Raw genomic sequence first — 18,662 nt, 5'->3', positions numbered from 1 at the left:
TGGCAAGAGCAATGCAAATTGTACCGATTTTTATATCAGGTGTGGTTGGTGCAGCCTGCTCTGTTGCATTTTCTTTCGGAGTAGCTTCACTGCCATGTGGATTGGTATCCAAGGGTGCAGATACTGTCTGTCAAGTGCGTAGTTTTAGTAAGGCAGTTGATAGTTGGAAATTTGGGTTTATTGTTGGTGGTTTAGTAGGATTGATTTTCAGTCCTCGTCATCAATTTATATCCCGTTTTCAACCCATTCATTTGTCAACTGCTTCTTTAATTACTTTGGGAATTTATTTTTCAATTTCTCAAAGTACTGGTGTTTATTCATTGTCGTCAAATAGTTTAAAAAGAAGAGTTAGTGCAAGAGATTACTTACCACATCTTTATTCACCACGGTTGAGTGCTTTTCTAGCAACAATTCGTTGGGCAGAAACAGGAACCAGTGAGCCAGAAAGTTATCGCAAGTTAGTATTTAACGGAACTTTTAATGATTTTTCTACGCACCCGTTAAAGAAACAGTGCGCTCCTATTAATGGTAAAAATGTTTGTTCGACTGCGGCTGGTGCTTATCAAATGTTGGATATAAGTTGGTATGACCTTCAACCAAAGTTAAACTTAAAAGATTTTAGTCCAGCTTCTCAGGACAAGATGGCAATTGAATATATTCGTCGTAATAATGCTTTAAGTGACATTGAAGCAGGAAGATTTGATACTGCTGTATGCAAAGTAGGTAGGGTATGGGCCAGTCTTATTTGCAACTCGTACAATCAAAATCCAAAATCTTTAGAAGAGTTACGTAATTATTATCAAAAAATGTTGGTAGTTTATGGAGGTCAAAAATAGGGTAAAGGTTTGTGCCATTTACGTTTTAACTTAGGTACATTAACTTGGGATAGTATTTTCCATAATTCTATTCCTCGTTTCCCTGCTACATGATATCGATAAGCTTTTGAATTCATGCTTTGTTTGGGTTTAGCACATTTGTAATGATTATTAGGAACCCAAATATCAAACCAGTTTTTTACCCAATTGAGTACTTCTATTGTTCCTGTGAGGTCTATTTCTATGCTATTAACTTTTCCTTTGACTTTGAATAAGTTTACGCCACCATCCCCATCTATTAATCCGATAATGAATGCTTTTATCAATTGCTCATTATCTAGCTCAGGAGGTTTAAGAGTCAAAGATTTATTTGGTGTAATATTAAATCTGCCAATCAAATCATCACATATTTGTTTACTATTTATTCTCAATCTAAAGGCTTTACCATTCGTGTAGTTTTTCCCAAATGGATATTGATGTTTTTGATTAGAGTTATGCATTTCGGCTATTTGACGATCGCATTCAAGTAAATCCTTTAATGTTGTTAAATGCTCTAAATCTTGTTCCTGTAGTCCAACTTCTAAAATATAACCATGACTTGAATAATTTATGCATCCATCAGCTGCTAAAAATCCTGCCCAATAGCAATTTTCTAAATTTGGAGTGCTAAAATAATTATGATTAACTGTGTACGACTCAAGTTTTCTTAATTTCATTGCTTGAGCTTTCGCTCTTACCCCTGCTTCGTCTCTACCTAATTTTTTTCCTATGACCTCATAAGTTTCAGTTAAATAGTTATCTTTGAGGTATAGTATTTCATCTTTTGTCCATCTATGGCGTTGTTTTAGGTTAAGTCTTTGTGCTTTAGCGTGAATTGCGGGAAGAGTTCTATGAGGCATGAACTGAGATTGTATCATCTTTGGTGATAGCTCAGAGTAAAGTTCATGTAATATTTCTTCTTCCTCGACAGTCCATTGTGGTTCAAGTGTTAATCCTAGTAACCTCAGTTTTCCTTTTACTGATTGTCTACTTCTATATGGAAAATATTCCTGATGTATTTCATCAATATTTGAGCATTTTGTAACTAATCTAGCAAGAAGTTTTTCTTCTTCTGCATTCCACCTATTCCAATTTCTCATAGTGAATTTTTTAGTATTTAACTCAATTTTATCATTCTAATAATTGAGAAAAATAATGTTAGAAATGTATATTAATAACAACAATACTGAATTTCAAAAACAACAGCTTTGGACTGCAATTGTACAGGCCAAACAAGATGGTTTGAGCAATGAAGAGATTGTAGAGAATGTACAGGAAGCTTTACCGGATGCAATGGTTTTTTATGCTGAAACTGTTTTAAAGCAGATTGACTTTAGAGCAAAATTATCACGTCCAGTTGTTGAATTTAATTTAGAATTTTTATTTCAGGTAATATATGAATCAGTAATTGCAGGTACAAACGATGATGAAATCTTATCAGTATGTGCAGAACACTGTACTTTAAATCAGTATGAGTTTGTACGTTATGCACTTGAATATATCCATCTCAATCGAATGCCATCACAGTGGGAGCAAAATAACGTGTATCAAAAAATGATTGAGATAGTTAGTAGTTCGCCAATTGAATCTTTATTTGAATATATTGAGTCTATAAAAAATATTTATCTTAAGCAGATTGGGTATGAATTAGTTCAAGAGAACCTTTATAATTTATTATTAAATAATAAACCAGTTAGTTATTTTACTGATTTAGCCAATAAATCTAAAGATAAATTTATTAAAAACTATTGCTGTCGAACGGCAGTGCTTGTTGCGCGTGCCACAGGTAAACCACTAGATTTAAAAGTGACAGGTGATGGCTCAATTCTTTTAAAAGAAACTAAATATTTAAATAGTGAAATTGCTAATAATGGGATTGTTAGCTCAAATGTTTTAACTATGGGACAAGCAGGAAAACTATTAGTTGATACTTTAGAAGATTTTAATATTAATGCTAAGTATGTTGATGCCAAAAATGGCCCTGCTTTTAACCGTATTAGGGTAAAACTGGGACGGGGTGTTAGTTACAAGAAAGTAGAAGACATAGGTAATGACTTAGTACAGCAGCTTGGTGAAGAATTAGGCTTAAAAGTTGCGCCAATGGTGAGTGTAGTGCCTGGGGGAGTTGTATTTGACATACCCCGGTTAGATAGACAATTTGCTTATTTCCGTGATTACTTTACTTTTGACGGCGAACCTGACATTTATTCGGTGTCTATCCCCGGTGGTGTTGATGTTGATGGCACTTATGTCGAAATTCCCCTTTATAGCGATAACGTGACTCATATCCTGGGTGGTGGGCGGACGCGGGGTGGAAAATCGCAATTTGAGAAAGCCGCAATCTTGTATTTGGTGCGACGATATCCCCCTTCTGTTGTTCGATTGGCACTTTCAGATGTTAAGCGCGTGACCTTTGGTAAATTTGATGGGCTTCCCCATCTTGTAGCCCCAGTTGCGCGTGATGCAGAGTCTACCGCTAACTTACTCGATTACTTGGTCGAAGAAATGGAATTGCGCTACCAAGAATTTGAGCGCCACACCAGTATTGAAACGATCGCACAGTACAACTCACGGTTCGCACCTGATTGCATCATGCCACGAGTGATTTGTCTAATTGACGAGTGTTTTGACCTACTTTCCGATGATAATTATTGCGATCGCATTGAGACTGCGCTGATGAAGTTGCTTGCAAAAGCGGGTGGTGCGGGGATTCATGTATTGTTATATACTCAACGACCTGACAAAAACGTGATAGACCCGTTGATTCGCTCCAACTTTCCAGCGAAGACAGCCTTTGTTACAACCCGTCCTGAAGATAGTTGTATTATCCTGGGGGACGATAAAGACAAGCGTGCAGTTTATTTGCTGGGATACGGTGATTTTTTGTACAAGACGACTGAAGTTTTACGACTCCAAGCTTTATATGTTGCTGACGATGAAGACCCTGAATACTTCCAGCAATTACTCTTGGAAGCAAAAAACCAGAACGATCCTTATACAGCATGGAAATCTGGGTTAGACTTTGATGAATTTGTCGCTAGTTTGTATGGCGAGAGTAATGATAATGGTAAATCTAAAGCCACTACTGCTACTAAAACTAAGCAATCTAAGACTGATTTTGAGGGCAGTTTTAGTTTTAAGGTGCAGCTTGACGAAGAAGCAAGAAACTCAATTATGAATTTGCATCAAAAGGGCTATCAACTTGATGAAATTGTCAAAGCGGTATTCAATTTATCCCGTCAAGATGGTAGATCATACAAGAAATTTAGAAACGTTGTCGAAGAATTTTTAAATAACTTTAAAGGTGGTGGTGAAGATGATATTTGAACTGACCATGCCTTTACCCCCTTGTATGAACGAAATTATCAACCAGGCACGGTCGAGTTGGCAAGCTAGTGCTGAACTTAAGAAGTACTGGACAAACTTAATTGGTGAATTTGTTAGAGAATGTGAATTTTATTTAGATAGTACAGTTTGGATTGAGTTTCATTGGTATCTCAAAAATTTTGCACGAGATAGTGATAATGTAGCTGCTGCCGCTAAATTTATCATGGATGGGCTAGTTACAGGGCGAGCAATTCGTAACGATAACCTGACAGTTATCCAATCACCTGTTGTACATTATTATCATCGCAGTAGTGGTGATGATGGTGTGCTATTAAGACTTTCACAATCACCTGATTTTTTATTAGAGAACTTTATTGTATCTAACCAATTCTCCAGAAGTAGTTTAGAAAGACACAATCAAAAAATTACATATTTAATCTCAAAACAATTGTAGTTTATCTAAAGGATAGTAGTAATGTTACGTTATAAAGAATATACTTGGTTGATTGGTAAGCTAAATGTAGGCAAGAATGTTAATTTATGGGGTAAACAAGGTATTGGTAAAACTTTTACTGTTAAAAACTGTTTACTTAAAGATATTACTTTAAAGTCTGTTTATCTCAATCTTGAGTATCCTTTTAGTGTGGCTCATCTCTTTGATGTTATTCCTATGAGTTTTGATTTGTACTACCAGCAGGATTGGCAAAATATAGTAAGCGAATTATCTGATGGGTTAAATAGACTACTTGTGATTGATAATTTTGATAGATTGCACTTTGTTAGCGATAGTTTTAGCGACGATTTATTGAGATTACAACAATTAGCTAAACTAGAAAATTTTTCTTTACTATTAATATCTCGGATGCCGCTAGGATATTTTCACTTTCCGAGTTTTGTTAATTGTTTTGAAGAATTGGAATTGAACGAAACTAATACTTGGACTTTTGGAAAGTAGATATGTTATTTCTAGATATTGTTATTTGGTGATATTCCAGTTCGGTTAGATTGTTGTTTTAAGCAACAAAGCAAGTTCGACTCTTGCTATCACCATTGGGAATGAAACTACTACTGAGACTGAAAATTAACGAGTACAAATCTATTAAATAGTTTTGAAATTGTTAATAGAGTAAGGGGTAGGTTAGTAGCGTAGTTCTCAACAAATCCCAATTTGTGCCGGGGCGAGAGTAATTAAAAATCTTGTGACCTGCATTTTGGAGGGATGAATTATGTTGAAGAAGTTTGCGTTTAATGGCTTGAGAAACCTTAATGCTGCTTTTGGAATGGTGTCTTTGACTGCTATTGCTTTAGGCACTGTAGCAACTTTTTCTGGTTTGGGCTTATTGTACTTAGCTAAGGGCGGATTCCCAATCGTTGAGAAAGAACGCTCCGAACAAATTGCCTCTATTGGCACTGGTGCTATTGTATTAGGCTTTACCGGAGTTATTCTTGCTTCCTTGGGCGGTGCTTTCTTAAGCGTTGTTGAAGAATCGGAGGAAACTAATTCGAGTAGAGAAACTGCAAAAATAGCTGACATAAAACCGCTTGTATTAATAAAAACTGAGAGCTTTGAAAATTTTGATTGTCTGCTTTCAATTTACACTTACACGGTGATAAATTTTGAAAGACATCCTGATTCAAAGTGCTTGGTTATTTGTAGATTTGAGGAAGAACCATATCGGAAATCCGTACTTTACGAAGAACTACGTTCTCACCAAATTGACGACTTGGCAGTAATCTATGATGAAACAGATCCAGACAGATTAATTGGACAAACATTCTCCTCATATAAACCTTTACCTTGTGAAGCTTTAGAGGAGCATTTAGATATACACCGACGCTATATTAATGCAGTTAATAGTGAAGAATTTAGTTCTTGCTATTTGCAAGTATGTGCTGGGTGTAAGTTACTGCATGGTGCCAATAATATTGTTTGTGGTATTCATCCACATGGATGGTTTGAAAATAGTTGCTGTCCAGATAAGCAATGGGATGAACGTAAGGCGTTGTTTCCATTTGAAGATGATGCTGTTGTCGAAAATTTAAATAGAGAAATATCGTCCAATCAAGCGAATATTTACAAATTTTACGGCAATCTTATCTTGTGGGATGAATACGCTAACCGTAGGTTTTCTTTCTCCTATTCCGGTATCTTGCTTAAACATTCTGACAGACTGCTTGAGCTTGGTATGGAAGCAAAACTTCTTTCTTACATCCAGTATTTCCGTACTCGAAATGTAGTGGTCTTTGACTACGTAGCATCAGGACGAGTTTTAGAGTTTGCAAAGGAACTCAAGGGCATAGCTCAAATCGAAGTTGATGGTGATGAAATATCTATCTTTTTTGATATATATGCGCCCTGTCATCGCTTTCGCCGTGATGGTGTATCGCTGCATCCTTACTCAACTTTCGTTCCTCAAGAACTCAGATATAACTACAACTTGGTTAGCTACGTTAACTACCTTAAGAGTAAAAAATTTGGAGTGCTGAAATGAATAAGGAAGTTTCTCAAAGCTGTGAGTACAAGCCGGAAAAATCGCATTTTTGCAATTTCTGTATCTTGAACTGGTAATTTCTCCAATTTAACAACTGCAAATTTTGGAAAACTTAGTTCATCTAATTGCTTAAAAAGGCAATTTATCCTCCTTCCTCCTGCTATTGGTTGGGATACGTATAAAAGCTTTCACTCAGTACGGGGGTTTCCCCCGCTACTGGGTGGTAAGCCGCTAAACGCCGCCCATCAGTAATTCATGGAGGAATCACACTATGTCTGCTTTTGCAATATCGCCTTTTGTGCAATCTGTTAACGATGTTTTGTTTCCAATCGAGTTGTTTTTGATGGTCTTCCCAATCTTCTATGTGATATTTGTCCCTGCTCAATCAGTATCACTTCAAGTTAGTAATAGCGTTGGGGTGATTTCTGAAGAGTTGCCAGTTTTGGAAACTCATGGGGATTTGACTGGTGTTGGCGCTGTTTCTGTTCGGGAAGAATTTTCTAAACCAGAATCTTCGATTATTGAAACTGCACCGCCAGTTGCTGAAACTGGGGTTGCGGATGAAGCTAGACAGCTTGTGCTGGTAGATGTTAAGGAAGAAAGGAAGAAGCTTTTGGATTTAGGTGCGCGGAAACTGCGACAGTTCTGCAAAGAATGCCGAATTCAAGGCTATTCTACCGTCTACAACCGTAAAAAACTCGATGGACTCGTTGACTTTCTGATCGCGCAACAAGTGACCTCTGCTCAAGTGGTCGAGTGTGTGGAAATGCTTGCTTAGAGTGTAATGAAAAGCCTCGGTAAAAACTGGGATTGCAAAACTACTCCCTTGGGCTAGGATAATACTTGCTTGATGACTCTTTCTATTAAGGTTGAGCTTCTAAAATGCGTCCTATACTTCTTGGCGATAGTGTTGGTAAACCTCTCCTAGCGGCTTCTTCTGCTACCTGCATATGGTAGTGGTGCTTGGAACGACTAGGTTTTCGGTTCTTGCTCCATTCGCTGATTTCGACAATTTTGCTCGCCTCTGTACTTTTGCACTTCTTAGGTCTGCCTACGTTGACACCCAATACTTCATCAGCTTTTGCGATCGCCGACTCCTGGGTTTCTGACAAGATGGTACTTGATGTCCATCTTTTCTTCCACTTTGCTATTGAGTTTTCGGTTACACCAATCTCTTGGGCTAAAGCTACATATTTTTTGCCTTCGTTTAGCCCCAGCAGAATTTTCGCTCTTTTGCTAACTTCATCGCTGCTCGTTGCCGCTATGTACTCTAGTGCTTGTTTTTCAAGAGAATTTAATATCTGAAGATGAGGCATCTAAAAATTTACCCCTCTTTACTGTACAATTTTGCCAAATGGAATGAAGCCTGATATACTCTTTTTGTAGCGTTCATTTTTTCTAAAAACCCACCCAAAGCCCTGGTGCAAACAGGGCTTTGAGGAGAAAACAAGCCCACTTGTTAGTAAAACAAGGCGGAACATTGTTTTGTCAATTTAATTAACTAGAGACATCATATCATGAGTTTAGCCAGTTTTACAAATCTTTCTTTCGGTAGATGTATTTTTCCCAAAAATAACACCAAAAAATATCTCTTCAATGAAATTGGTTTTAAATGGGTTAATAATAATAGTTTTCTACTGCGAAAATTCTCTTCGGGAGATTGTTTGATAATTAATTGTTCATTATTTACAAAAATTAATTATTTTCTAATAATAGCACTTTCATCCACTGGAGAAAGTGCCATCAGTCCTGCTGCTTGAGTTTTTCTACTTTCTGCTTAAGCTTTTCAAAATTGAACTTATCTTTTTTAGGCAATTTGTGACCCGGAGTATCAATATGTCTGAGGTGCATAGTCCGGCAATTGTATATATTTCTCCTGCGGAGTTAGTAGTTCATCCGAAGCTGATAGAAATATACGGTGAAAATGAGAACCGTCCCGCTTTGGAAAAAAGTATCTCTGAAAAAGGGATTCTGGAATCTTTGAAGGTAACTGCACGCACTGGTGTAAATGTGGTCTTGGCAGGTAAGTGTCGTTTGCAGATAGCTCGCCAGTTGGGAATTTCTGCTGTGAAAGTAGAATTTGTCGAGTCTGGCTCGCCTGAAGAGGATTTGAAATTAGTGCTTGATTTTAATCTCCACCGCGAAGGCGGAAAGACTCATTACCAAAAATTTCACGAAGGGCAGTACTGGGAGAGCGTACTTCGTCCCCAAGCGAAAGAAAGACAGAGGGAAAGCGCTCGTCGTTTGAATGAATCGAAGTATTCAAATTTGAACACTTCGATAGATGAGAGTAACTCTCAATTAAATAAGGGCAAACCTGTAATTCGGGAGGTTTCAGAGAATCTAAGGATAAGTGTTGGCAGTTATCACAAGGGTAAAAAAGTATTTGAATATATTTCTCAATTAAGGGAACTGCAAAAATTTAAGGCAGTTGTTGCACTGGAGGCGGAATTTAACCGAAGTATTGATGCAGCGTACAAGTTCGTTTGCAATCAAGATATCTGTAACCAGGTTATAGACCTAATTGAAGCAGATGAGATAGGTAGTATAAGTGATGGTATCGCTTGGATGCGGAATGGCGATCGCAATCCGTTTCGGCGTTTCCAAATTGGTCAAGTATATCAATTTAAGGAAAGACTGCGGACAGAGTTGGAAATTGTGGGGCGTGTTATAGGTATAACTAATGAATTTGTTGTCTTTGGATTGAGGAATTTAGTAAATATGAACCTAGAAATCGTGAATCTACGTCCGCGACAGATTGATGCAGAGTTGCAAGATGAACCATCTGCTGAACAGAGAGCAAGAATACTTCACTTAATGGAAAAGTTTAGGGATGTTTTTCCAGTTCAGGTATCTTTAGCGGAGTTGTTAAAACTCCCCAATTTAACTGATAAAGAGGAGGTTTTATTGCGGATGTATGAGTCTGATGTATTTGAAAAAACTTGGGAGGACTATAAGAGCCAAATGCAAGCAATGGAAGTGTCTACAAATAGACAAAAGGGTAATGTTCGTGCTGCATAGGTAGCTGTGAGCAGTTAATCTAGCAGAGAATTTATCCCACAATTTAACGTTACCTAATAGATTAGCATCTCAATACTGATTGCAGTACGAGTTCATATTTTGGGTGCTGAACTCGTATGGATATATTTGACTGTTTTTTGTTTTTAAATTCGTTGGTGGAGTGTAATTTCATCTTCACCCATTGTACTAACCTCTGCCAGTTTTTGGTGACACTTTTAGGTGTTACTAGCTTTGCATTCTTATTCCAAAACTATTTTCTAGATTTAGTCACAACTTCGCTAGAACTGACGTATTTAAATAGCTCTCAAAAAAAAGTTGGGTAGCCGCATTGTTGTTGGTGAAGCGTGTTGGACTAAATCTTAGCCTAAGCCTACGTATGTCTAAGCCTAAACAAGTATAACCTCTGTTTGCTTTCAACCATGAGACGATTACCAGTCGCCTCCAACAAGCGGATAACCAACCGCTTCTTAATAAAACAAAAATTTCAAATTTAGGCTAACACATTTTGACCAACAGCGAGGCTACCTGATGCACTAAAACCATCAGGACAGTCACTCATGTTCCAAGAAGATTTCGGGGCAGATGTTGATAACAGGCCCCAATTAAGTCTTTCACAGCCTGTAAAAAAGAAAATCAAACCCCACCTGCCCGCAGAATCATTGGGTAAACGCTACGTAGAGCGTTTTTGGCATCCATTTGGGGCGATAGTTGCCCCTTCTTTAGTAGAAGGTGCAAAACCAGCATGGCGTACCATCGATTATTACCTGCAACCTTCCCAACTGTGGAAGCTGCACCAAGATAAGTCAAAACTAGTAGGTCTGCGTTTTGACAACACAACCCGTTACGCGACAATCGATTTAGACTTTTTTGGTGACTGCCATAACATTGAATCTATAAATCGCATCAAAGCGGCACTAGAGGAAATCGGCATAGTCGATATCGTCATTCTCCAGTCCAGCTTTAGTGGTGGTTATCATTTGATTTTAAACTTTGCATCTCTCCTGCCTACCTTTGCCCTAGCCTGCGCCTTAGAAATTACTTTGAGAAATGCAGGCTTTATCCTGCGCCAAGGACACCTAGAAATCTTCCCCAATACTAAACCATATAGTGCCAAACAAATAATCAACTACAAAGCCATCCGTTGTCCCATGCAACCGGGTAGTGGGTCATTTTTACTTGATGATGACTTACAACCAATTAGCGATTCCGTTTCTATCTTCCTCGACTATTGCGATCGCGCGGCCAGTCGGCAAGATTTAACCAAATTAAAACGGGTAGCGAACAAAGCCAAAAAACAAATTTCACAGGAGAGATATCGTAAGCAAGAGTCTGCTGATGCTGCACAGTGGCGTGCCAACTGGGAAGAAATAATTGCGATCGGTTGGACAGGACAAGGACAAACAAACACCCTCCTACAAATCTTTGCAGGCTACGGAATCGTTTTTCTAGACTTAAGAGGCGATAAATTAGTCGAATTTTGCCTTTCTACCGCAATTAATGCCCCTGGCTATAAGCAATATTGCCGACACCAACATGAAATCGAAGCTAGAGTACGGCATTGGGTAGAATGCACAATTCGTAACAAATGGTACAGTGCCTACGTTAGTTATCCCGACCGGCTGTTGGGTACATTCGCCAACACATTTGCAGAAGCCATAGCAGGTGTTAGTAGGATTGATCAACCCAAAGATAACGTAATTTTATTTGACCGCCGCCACCAGCAGAACTGGGAACGTAGCCAACAAGCCCAAAGACGCATCCAGATAGTAGTAACAGCAATAGAGTGGGATAGTGGGTTACCAGCAGGGGCTACTGAACGGGCAAAAGCTATACGTGCTGAGTATAAACGCCGCTTTAACAAAACTATCTCTCAAGAGACACTACAAAAGCACTTACATTTGTGGCATCCCACACGCTACATTTTAGACCCTTGGGCAGAAAATAGCTTAAACCCTTATCAATCAAGCGAGAACGGGCAATTTTACGAATTTCAAAGCTTATTTGTAAAACACGATACTCAAAATCCTTGTGGAATAAGTAATTACGGTCATTCTTTTTATATGAAGGTTTTTTGTAAGTGTTTACCTCCTGCTGCTACAGCCCCCCAAGGGCTGGAGTCAGCAGGGTTTGTTGAACAACCCGATGTTTCTCAGTCAGACTCAGCTCTAATCCACCCTGCGGAAAATCTTGAATTCATAAATTCTTCTAATACTGCTGAAATTAATTCAAATAAAACCAGCAATCAATTAAAGAATTCAGTTCATACAAATATTTTACAATCAAATCAATTCAGTTCTGATCAGGATTTTATATACCTCTGTAGCTCCGGCACGTCGTCAAAAGTTGATAACCAAAACTTATCTAACACGAAGAATAACGGGCTGGGTGTAGTTTCGATACCTGCTGCGGTTCCACTAGAACAACCACTCCAAAACCCCAACAACGGCTTGCACGGTGTATCTGTTAGTGACGAGACTACTGATGTTTCCTACCGCATTGAGGAACTCAAGCGAGTGACAAAACTACGGCTAATGGCTTTAACCCAAGCTAAGGCTAAGGTGCGCCAATACTGCGTAATTACGGGACATATTCTCAACACTCAAGAACGCGATCGCTTAGAGCAACGTGCCAAAATGCAATTCTACCTCGATTCCGGTAACGAAACTCTAATTGCAGAAGCTAAGGAGTGGGCGACTGCCAATCCTGGGTGTCTACCGTTTTCCTTGGAGTTGGAAAGCGAAAAATTTTGGAAAAGATGAGGGACATCAGGCGGTAAGATGTTCGTTATTTTAGATTTTAACTGCACAAAAAGAGGTGATTCAGCTTTACAGAAGTTATTATATTTGTGAGTAAAATTGGGTACAAAAATATAGAAGGATATATGAAAGATATCTTAATGGAAAAACTGTTTAATCAAGCAGTTGAACCAATCTTCCAAGCCAATAATTTAACTAAATATTCAGCACTCAAACAAAGAGAGGATGAATTTAAATCACTGTTTAATATTGAATTAGCAGAATACGTGGACTCGAAAAGAGGATTTAATTTTTCTCTATTTATCCGCGACTTTTTAAGTGAAGATTGCTTGCCGTACAGGGACGCTATTCGGCAAAAATATGGAAAACGGGCAGCGGATTTGATTGGAGAATTAATTTGTATTTGAAAGCAAAAAAAAGTTGGCTGGTAGTTAGAATTTATGACTATACGGCCAGCGTTCCATTCAACTTTAACACTATGTATCTGTATTTTCTTGACTTAATTGTTGCCCAAACTCAGATATTGAACCTGTAGTTACGGCTTTTTCTAACAATTGATTCAATAACTCAATGTCATATAATTCATTTAGTTTTTCTACTAATTCAGTAGGAACATCTTTAAATCGAATTGTTAGGATTTGAGCAATATATTTCTGGGTAGCTTTTGCTATACCTATGCGTTCTACGCTTGTTATGTATGTCATTTGCTGTTCAGCCTCAAAACGCTCTAATTCGGCTTGAAAATTTAAGTCTAACTCCGGTGGTAGAGTCATTAATCTATCTAGCAACCGGAAGATTTGCTGGATTTTATCTCTACTATAGCCTAACTCATACATTCGTTTAATTAAGCTCAACTTCCATTGCAATCGGCCTGCTAAATCTTGAGTTGTGGCTTGTGTCCGCAGGTGCGCCATCACCAGTACAGCAAAAGGACTATCACTTTGTTCTAATTCTGACCAACGAGATTCATAGTCCAGTAGTTTCACAATGGGAAATTGAAGACTAAGGCGACATCCCCAACGACCATAACTATATTCTTGCGGTCGCCAATTGGCTTGATTATCCCCCAGAATTGCCAAGCTCACAACTTCTTGGTTATAACGGTCAAAGATTCTGTAGTGGTAAGAAAACATCCGTTTAGGGAAGTTGGGGTCTACTTGACTTTGAATTTCCAAATGAATCAGCAACCAAGTTTCCTTTCCATCTTTTAGCCAAACTTTGATTAGCTTATCGACAAATTGTTTACCAATTTCAGATTCTTTTATCAACTACTGGAGTTCTTGCTCAAGAAATTCATAGCCTCGTTTCCAGTCAATTTCTGCTTGAATCTCTGGAAAAAAGAATGCCAGAAACGCCTCAAAGTATTGTTCTACTCCTTCCTTCCAAGCACCATCATAATCTGCTCTTACTTCACTCATAGATTATTTTCTATCAAAATATCATAATGCCTTTTTTGAAAGTCAATTTACTTTAAACGACATAAAATTTATGACTAATTTACATATCAACAAATGTTGGTTTAATGTGGAATTTTGTTGCTTGGCTTTTTGAGCGAGAGGTTGCATACTCAAAGTAGTTTATTCAAAATAAATTAGCCAAATTTTATTGAGCAATATAGTTGCTGATTTTTCTATTTTATTAGTTTAATTTATTGATTTTTGTTTACAAATTAAAAATTTATATTGACATTAACCTAACACAACAAAGTTTAGTCACTTTGTAAACAATATTATGAGCCGAAAAAATAAAGAACAACCAGCCATGTCAAATAATACTTCCTCCAATACTAATGGTAAACCTCAAAAGCGACTGATAATTATAACAGGTGATAAAGGTGGCGTGGGTAAAAGTACCTTTGCACGAGCAATATTTCAACTTTACATTAATAAAAATTTACCCTGTGTAGCTTATGAAGCTGACTTAAGGAATCCTCAGATAGAAAGGTATTTTCAAAAAGATTACCGCCCTATAATACGTTATATTGATATTTTTCATAGAGGTGGTGCTGATGATCTATTAATTAATCTAGATGAGAGTGATTGTCCTATCACATTATTAGACTTACCTGCACAATCTGGAGGGTTCTTTGAAAGTTATGTCAAAGAGCTTGCATTTTTTGAAGTTCTGAAAACTGAAATTAATTGTCGAGTAACAATGGTTTCAGTGATTAGTAGAGTTCTTGATTCTATAAATGTTTTAGAAAAACTTCGTGAACTTTGTAAAGACCAAGTAGATTATATTGTTGTCAAAAATCTGTTTCATGGTGAAGAAGAAAAGTTTGAGCGATATAATGACTCTTCTCTACGTCAAAATATGCTTGCGGAAGGTCTAATAGAACTTGTAATGCCAGATTTATTCTACAAGTCTTATGACTTTCTTGACCGCCATGCTTTAACCTTTAATGAAGGTCAGACTCATAAAGAAACAAATATTGTAATTAAGTCAAGAATTAAATCTTGGCTTGCTGAGTTTGAAGCACAAATTAAGCCAGCATTTAATTTATTGGGTTTTGATATACAACCAGATGACTGTTACTACCCAGCAGTTGTGGAAAAATCTAAAGAGCTTAGAGAAAACGAAGAAAAAGAAAAAGCTAAAAACCAAGATGCAAATTTACCATCTGAAGATATAGCTGCTTAATTGAATAGGTTGCTTGGTTTTTATGTTTGGAAAGCGTTTTATAATTACATCGGGTGATGCTCGTGTGGGTAAGTCCACAGTTTCTCGGCTCTTGCTGGAATTGTACTTGAGAAGTAAATGCAATGCGCGTGTTTTCTACCACGGTTATCGTAACAAGCTATCGATGTATAAAACAAAAGGTTTTGAAATAAACCATTTGGGATTGTCTAGGGGCGATTCGGATAGATTATTACTTGACTTAGAAATGTTTCCAAATATTGATGTAGTTTTGACAGATATGCCAGGTCAAAACCATCAGGAGTTCAAGTTTTTTGATAAAGATGTTTCACTGATAGGAAATCTTAACCATCTCGGATATCGTGTTACTTTCTTGCACCCGATATCACATCGTAAAGACTGTGTTGAAGATTATCTTGAGGATTTATACCAGCATTTTGGTAGTCAAGTTGACTATATTGTTATCAAAAATTATTACTTTGGCAAGCAATTTCGATACTATGAAGGTAGTAGATTCCAAGCTAATATTAAAAAATTAAATGGCTTGGAGCTAGTTTTGGGCGGGTTGCATAACGACTTTTACCAGTTGCTTGAGGATACTGGTTTACCCTATGCTCAACTTATTGAAACTGACTCTCCTCTTAATACTATTCAGCGTTCGATAGTATTCAACTGGATGGAGAATTTTCATAATTCCATTGTGACTAATGAGATAGCTACTAATTATTTAGGATTGAGTAAGAACTGTAGAAAGCTAGCTTTTGTAGGTAGCAATCAACAAAATCCTTCCAATTTTGATGTAACTGAAGATATTGAATTTGAGGAATGGTAAGTATTAGCTTTACCAAATTAACAGTGAGGTTTTAAATTAACTGTTGAAACAACCTATGACCAATATTGCAAAAGTTGTTGAAAAAGTTATTGCAGAATATTCTGAAGAAAAGAAAGCAGAGGTTACTGATTGGATACTTAAATTAGGTGTTCGGCCTGACGATCCCTTGTTTAATCTATACGCGGAACTAGGTACAACCCAATTTGCTTTGCAGGAACTACCCGGTAGGCTTGACTCGCTTGTGGTGGGTTGGGCTGACATGGTGGACGATAAGTTAAATAGTGCTTCTAAGGTGGCAATACAACAACAAAAAAGTGCGATCGCCCAAGCCGCTAATGATTTAATTAAGATGACTAAGCAAGCTGGTGGGGCATTGCCTCTCTTAGGCGTAAGTAATTGGCGATTGGCACAAGTAGCGGGAGTGTTGGGTTTTGTACTGGCTTTGGGATCTGCAATTGGTGTTTTTACATACAAAACTATTGCTGAAAGTGTAACTTTTCAGGAGGCGGCTTCTGGAACTGTTATTTTACAACCTGAAGATAAAAAGCTTCTGGATTGGGCCAAATCTAATGAAGGTAAGGTAGCACGTAGTATTTATGTTAGAAACGCTGCCATCATTAAAACTTGCCGTCAGCAGAAGAAGTATTCAGGTGGCTGCATAATTGCAGTTGATTAACTCTCTAGGCAACCCAGCCTTTGTATCCCTTATTACTCGTTTTAGCTGTATCCTTTTGACTATTTTGGTTGGTTTTGACTCTTGTATGGGTTTCTTGAGTAACTTCTTCTTCGATTTTCATGTCTGCAAAGCTGAGGATTCCCAGGCGGATAGCTTCCCGGATAGCGTTTAATCTATCTTTGACTCCTAACTTGATAAATGAATTATGTAAATATGACCTGACTGTACCTTCGGAAACATACATGACATTGGCAATTTCATTATTTTTCATGCCACCAGCCGCTAATTTAAGAACTGTAATTTCTTTATTAGAGAAATCACTTAACAAATCTAGTGAATTTCTATCGGCTGTGTCATTTGACCTCAGATTATCAATCAGAATGCGATTAATAGTTGGGTCAATCCATGATTCATTATTGTATGCAGCCATTACTGCTTCAATGAATCTTTCTCCTACTTCTTCTCTGGCATTATTTTTACAGTAGTAGCAGTCTGCGCCATTACTAATTGCTGCGTTAATGGTATCTCGGCTGCTATTTGCAGTCATAACCACTATTTTAATTGACGTGTGTTTGCATTTAATTAAACTTATGACATCAGTGCCATTGATATCAGGTAAATCAATATTTATCACCACGATATCTGGATTTTGTTGGTCAACAATTTCTATTCCTTCTTTTCCGGTTTTAGCAAGGCCACATACCTGGATTTTACCAGTTTCAGATAATATCATCGCCGCACCGACCCTAGATATGTTCTCATTTTCAATGATGACAACATTAATAGGTTTCATATTACATACTGTTTGGTTTAGTATTGTCCCTGATAATAATACTTATAGCACTTACTTTTTATTGTTTTTTAATCTTTACAGTTACTATAAATTAATCAGCTTATTTAAAAACTTTATTTTTAAATTTAAAAAATTTACAAAGTGATGGGGTGGTTTATGTAGTTTTCATTAAGTAATCTATTTACTAGGGAATTTTATTGATCGGTTTTAGTTTTAATAGTATTTATCAAATTTAGGGAGTCTAAAGGTTTTTTTATGAATTTTAATCAACTTTTAGGATGGATAGAAAATATTGTTGTTTGGTCTTTAATAGGAATGCTATGTTTGGTCGGGTTAGGTAGATTACCTATTAACCCGACGAGTTTGTTTGATTTTACTGCGTCTTTTTACTATTTTTCTGTTGCGGTTGTTATTTGCCCCAAAACTCCCTTGAGTTTTAATAACAAGCTAGTTTTGGGGTTTATAGCTTTTTCGTATGGTGTGTGCTTTGGGTTGATTTAATCTAATCTATCTCTTGAACAGCATCCTGGTTTTTGAATTGTTGTTGGTTGTGTTCGCAGTGTGCTTGTTGCTCATCGAACAGAGCCTTAAACCGTTCAAATTCATTATGGGTAAGGTTATTGATGATGATAGAGTAATTCTCTGAGCTATTATTACGAGATGCTAGAAGTGCTTCTTGGCTTGCTTCTGAATCAGGGGAATTTCTATCAAGGCTAAGAGTTTGTGAATCTTCTTCTGATTTGAGACTTGCAGTATATGCCTCACCTTTATAAATGATACTTTGTGTCTCTTTATCTGGTTTCCCAAATATATTTAAGCGGTCTAAAATTACAGGAATAACAAATTGTTGAATTTGTAAATTAGCGATAAGAGATTGCACTTTATCGTGTTGACTTTCTTCTACTAAGTTGCCATTATTGTCGTCATTTTTATCTGTAAAATTTTTTAGAACATCTGGTTCAATTGTATTGTCTTTAGACTGGCTTACTTCGGATTGTAAAGATGACTCTGGACTAACTGGATTAACAAAATTGATAGGTTCAATTTCTGTGGAGCTTAACTTTACTTCCTCTTGTGCTATTTCACTGATTCTATTCATTTCTGAATTTAACTTTAACACAGCCTCTTGTCGTTCCTCAGCAGTTGGAGGATTTTTTGCAGATTCTTCAAATTTCTCATCAGGTATATTAAGCTGTGCGATTAATTCTCTGAGGAGACAAGCTTGCATTGCTGGAGTTAAACCTTCTACTGGAAACTCGATTAGTTCTTTCATA

Annotated in this window: 16 protein-coding genes and 1 pseudogene; 12 read left to right on the top strand and 5 right to left on the bottom strand. The window is 37.2% G+C overall.

Annotated features, from left to right (window positions below):
• Positions 1–11: 11 nt before the first annotated feature.
• Entirely contained in the window at positions 12–836 is an 825-nt protein-coding gene (locus tag H6G14_RS15500; RefSeq protein WP_190568257.1) for a glycoside hydrolase family 24 protein, read from the top strand.
• Here H6G14_RS15500 and H6G14_RS15495 read toward each other — a convergent pair.
• On the bottom strand, positions 827–1,954 hold the full coding sequence (locus H6G14_RS15495) for a hypothetical protein (protein ID WP_190568256.1): 1,128 nt from the start codon (positions 1,952–1,954) through the stop codon (positions 827–829). The genes H6G14_RS15500 and H6G14_RS15495 overlap by 10 nt on opposite strands.
• 55 nt (positions 1,955–2,009) lie before the next feature.
• Here H6G14_RS15495 and H6G14_RS15490 point away from each other — a divergent pair, with 55 nt between their 5' ends.
• The 5 genes from H6G14_RS15490 (at position 2,010) to H6G14_RS15470 (ending at position 7,451) form a co-directional block, all read left to right on the top strand.
• Entirely contained in the window at positions 2,010–4,181 is a 2,172-nt protein-coding gene (locus tag H6G14_RS15490; RefSeq protein ID WP_190568255.1) for a DNA translocase FtsK, read from the top strand.
• Positions 4,171–4,635 carry a hypothetical protein gene (locus H6G14_RS15485; RefSeq protein ID WP_190568254.1) on the top strand — a complete coding sequence of 155 codons (465 nt, stop codon included), beginning with the start codon at positions 4,171–4,173 and terminating at the stop codon, positions 4,633–4,635. Before H6G14_RS15490 ends, H6G14_RS15485 begins: the two co-directional genes overlap by 11 nt.
• A 21-nt stretch (positions 4,636–4,656) precedes the next feature.
• On the top strand, positions 4,657–5,136 hold the full coding sequence (locus tag H6G14_RS15480) for an AAA family ATPase (RefSeq protein WP_190568253.1): 480 nt from the start codon (positions 4,657–4,659) through the stop codon (positions 5,134–5,136).
• A 271-nt stretch (positions 5,137–5,407) separates the two neighbouring features.
• Positions 5,408–6,673, top strand: a complete 1,266-nt coding sequence (locus H6G14_RS15475; protein WP_190568252.1) for a hypothetical protein — start codon at positions 5,408–5,410, stop codon at positions 6,671–6,673.
• 271 nt (positions 6,674–6,944) lie between these two features.
• Positions 6,945–7,451, top strand: coding sequence for a hypothetical protein (locus H6G14_RS15470; RefSeq protein WP_190568251.1), 507 nt, complete (start codon positions 6,945–6,947; stop codon positions 7,449–7,451).
• A gap of 85 nt (positions 7,452–7,536) precedes the next feature.
• Here H6G14_RS15470 and H6G14_RS15465 read toward each other — a convergent pair whose 3' ends face one another.
• Positions 7,537–7,989 carry a helix-turn-helix domain-containing protein gene (locus H6G14_RS15465; RefSeq protein WP_190568250.1) on the bottom strand — a complete coding sequence of 151 codons (453 nt, stop codon included), beginning with the start codon at positions 7,987–7,989 and terminating at the stop codon, positions 7,537–7,539.
• A 520-nt stretch (positions 7,990–8,509) separates the two neighbouring features.
• Between H6G14_RS15465 and H6G14_RS15460 the strand changes: the two genes are divergently transcribed.
• The 3 genes from H6G14_RS15460 (at position 8,510) to H6G14_RS15450 (ending at position 12,857) form a co-directional block, all read left to right on the top strand.
• Positions 8,510–9,694, top strand: a complete 1,185-nt coding sequence (locus H6G14_RS15460) for a ParB N-terminal domain-containing protein (protein ID WP_190568249.1) — start codon at positions 8,510–8,512, stop codon at positions 9,692–9,694.
• Between the two features lie 557 nt (positions 9,695–10,251).
• On the top strand, positions 10,252–12,453 hold the full coding sequence (locus tag H6G14_RS15455) for a hypothetical protein (RefSeq protein WP_190568248.1): 2,202 nt from the start codon (positions 10,252–10,254) through the stop codon (positions 12,451–12,453).
• Between the two features lie 122 nt (positions 12,454–12,575).
• Entirely contained in the window at positions 12,576–12,857 is a 282-nt protein-coding gene (locus H6G14_RS15450; protein WP_190568247.1) for a hypothetical protein, read from the top strand.
• Between the two features lie 69 nt (positions 12,858–12,926).
• Here the strand turns inward: H6G14_RS15450 and H6G14_RS15445 are convergent.
• A pseudogene (locus H6G14_RS15445) lies at positions 12,927–13,868 on the bottom strand (RpnC/YadD family protein).
• 313 nt (positions 13,869–14,181) lie between these two features.
• Between H6G14_RS15445 and H6G14_RS15440 the strand changes: the two are divergent.
• Genes H6G14_RS15440 through H6G14_RS15430 form a run of 3 tightly spaced genes read left to right on the top strand, consistent with a single transcriptional unit; the run spans position 14,182 to position 16,595 of the window.
• Positions 14,182–15,090 carry a P-loop NTPase family protein gene (locus tag H6G14_RS15440; RefSeq protein ID WP_190568246.1) on the top strand — a complete coding sequence of 303 codons (909 nt, stop codon included), beginning with the start codon at positions 14,182–14,184 and terminating at the stop codon, positions 15,088–15,090.
• Between the two features lie 22 nt (positions 15,091–15,112).
• A complete protein-coding gene (locus H6G14_RS15435) occupies positions 15,113–15,919 on the top strand; it encodes a hypothetical protein (protein ID WP_190568245.1) in 807 nt (268 codons plus the stop codon).
• 55 nt (positions 15,920–15,974) lie between these two features.
• A complete protein-coding gene (locus H6G14_RS15430; protein WP_190568244.1) occupies positions 15,975–16,595 on the top strand; it encodes a DUF6753 family protein in 621 nt (206 codons plus the stop codon).
• A 4-nt stretch (positions 16,596–16,599) separates the two neighbouring features.
• Here H6G14_RS15430 and H6G14_RS15425 read toward each other — a convergent pair whose 3' ends face one another.
• Both H6G14_RS15425 and H6G14_RS15415 read right to left on the bottom strand, forming a co-directional pair.
• Positions 16,600–17,388, bottom strand: a complete 789-nt coding sequence (locus H6G14_RS15425; protein ID WP_190568243.1) for a response regulator — start codon at positions 17,386–17,388, stop codon at positions 16,600–16,602.
• A 502-nt stretch (positions 17,389–17,890) separates the two neighbouring features.
• Positions 17,891–18,661 (bottom strand): hypothetical protein, encoded by a 771-nt coding sequence (locus tag H6G14_RS15415; RefSeq protein WP_190568241.1) that lies wholly within the window; start codon positions 18,659–18,661, stop codon positions 17,891–17,893.
• Between the last annotated feature and the right edge of the window lies 1 nt (position 18,662).

Origin of the sequence: Nostoc parmelioides FACHB-3921 (assembly GCF_014696625.1) — a bacterium.
Lineage (GTDB): Bacteria > Cyanobacteriota > Cyanobacteriia > Cyanobacteriales > Nostocaceae > Trichormus > Trichormus parmelioides.
Note: the sequence above shows the minus strand (reverse complement) of the source record. Positions and strands in the feature narration are given on the sequence as shown.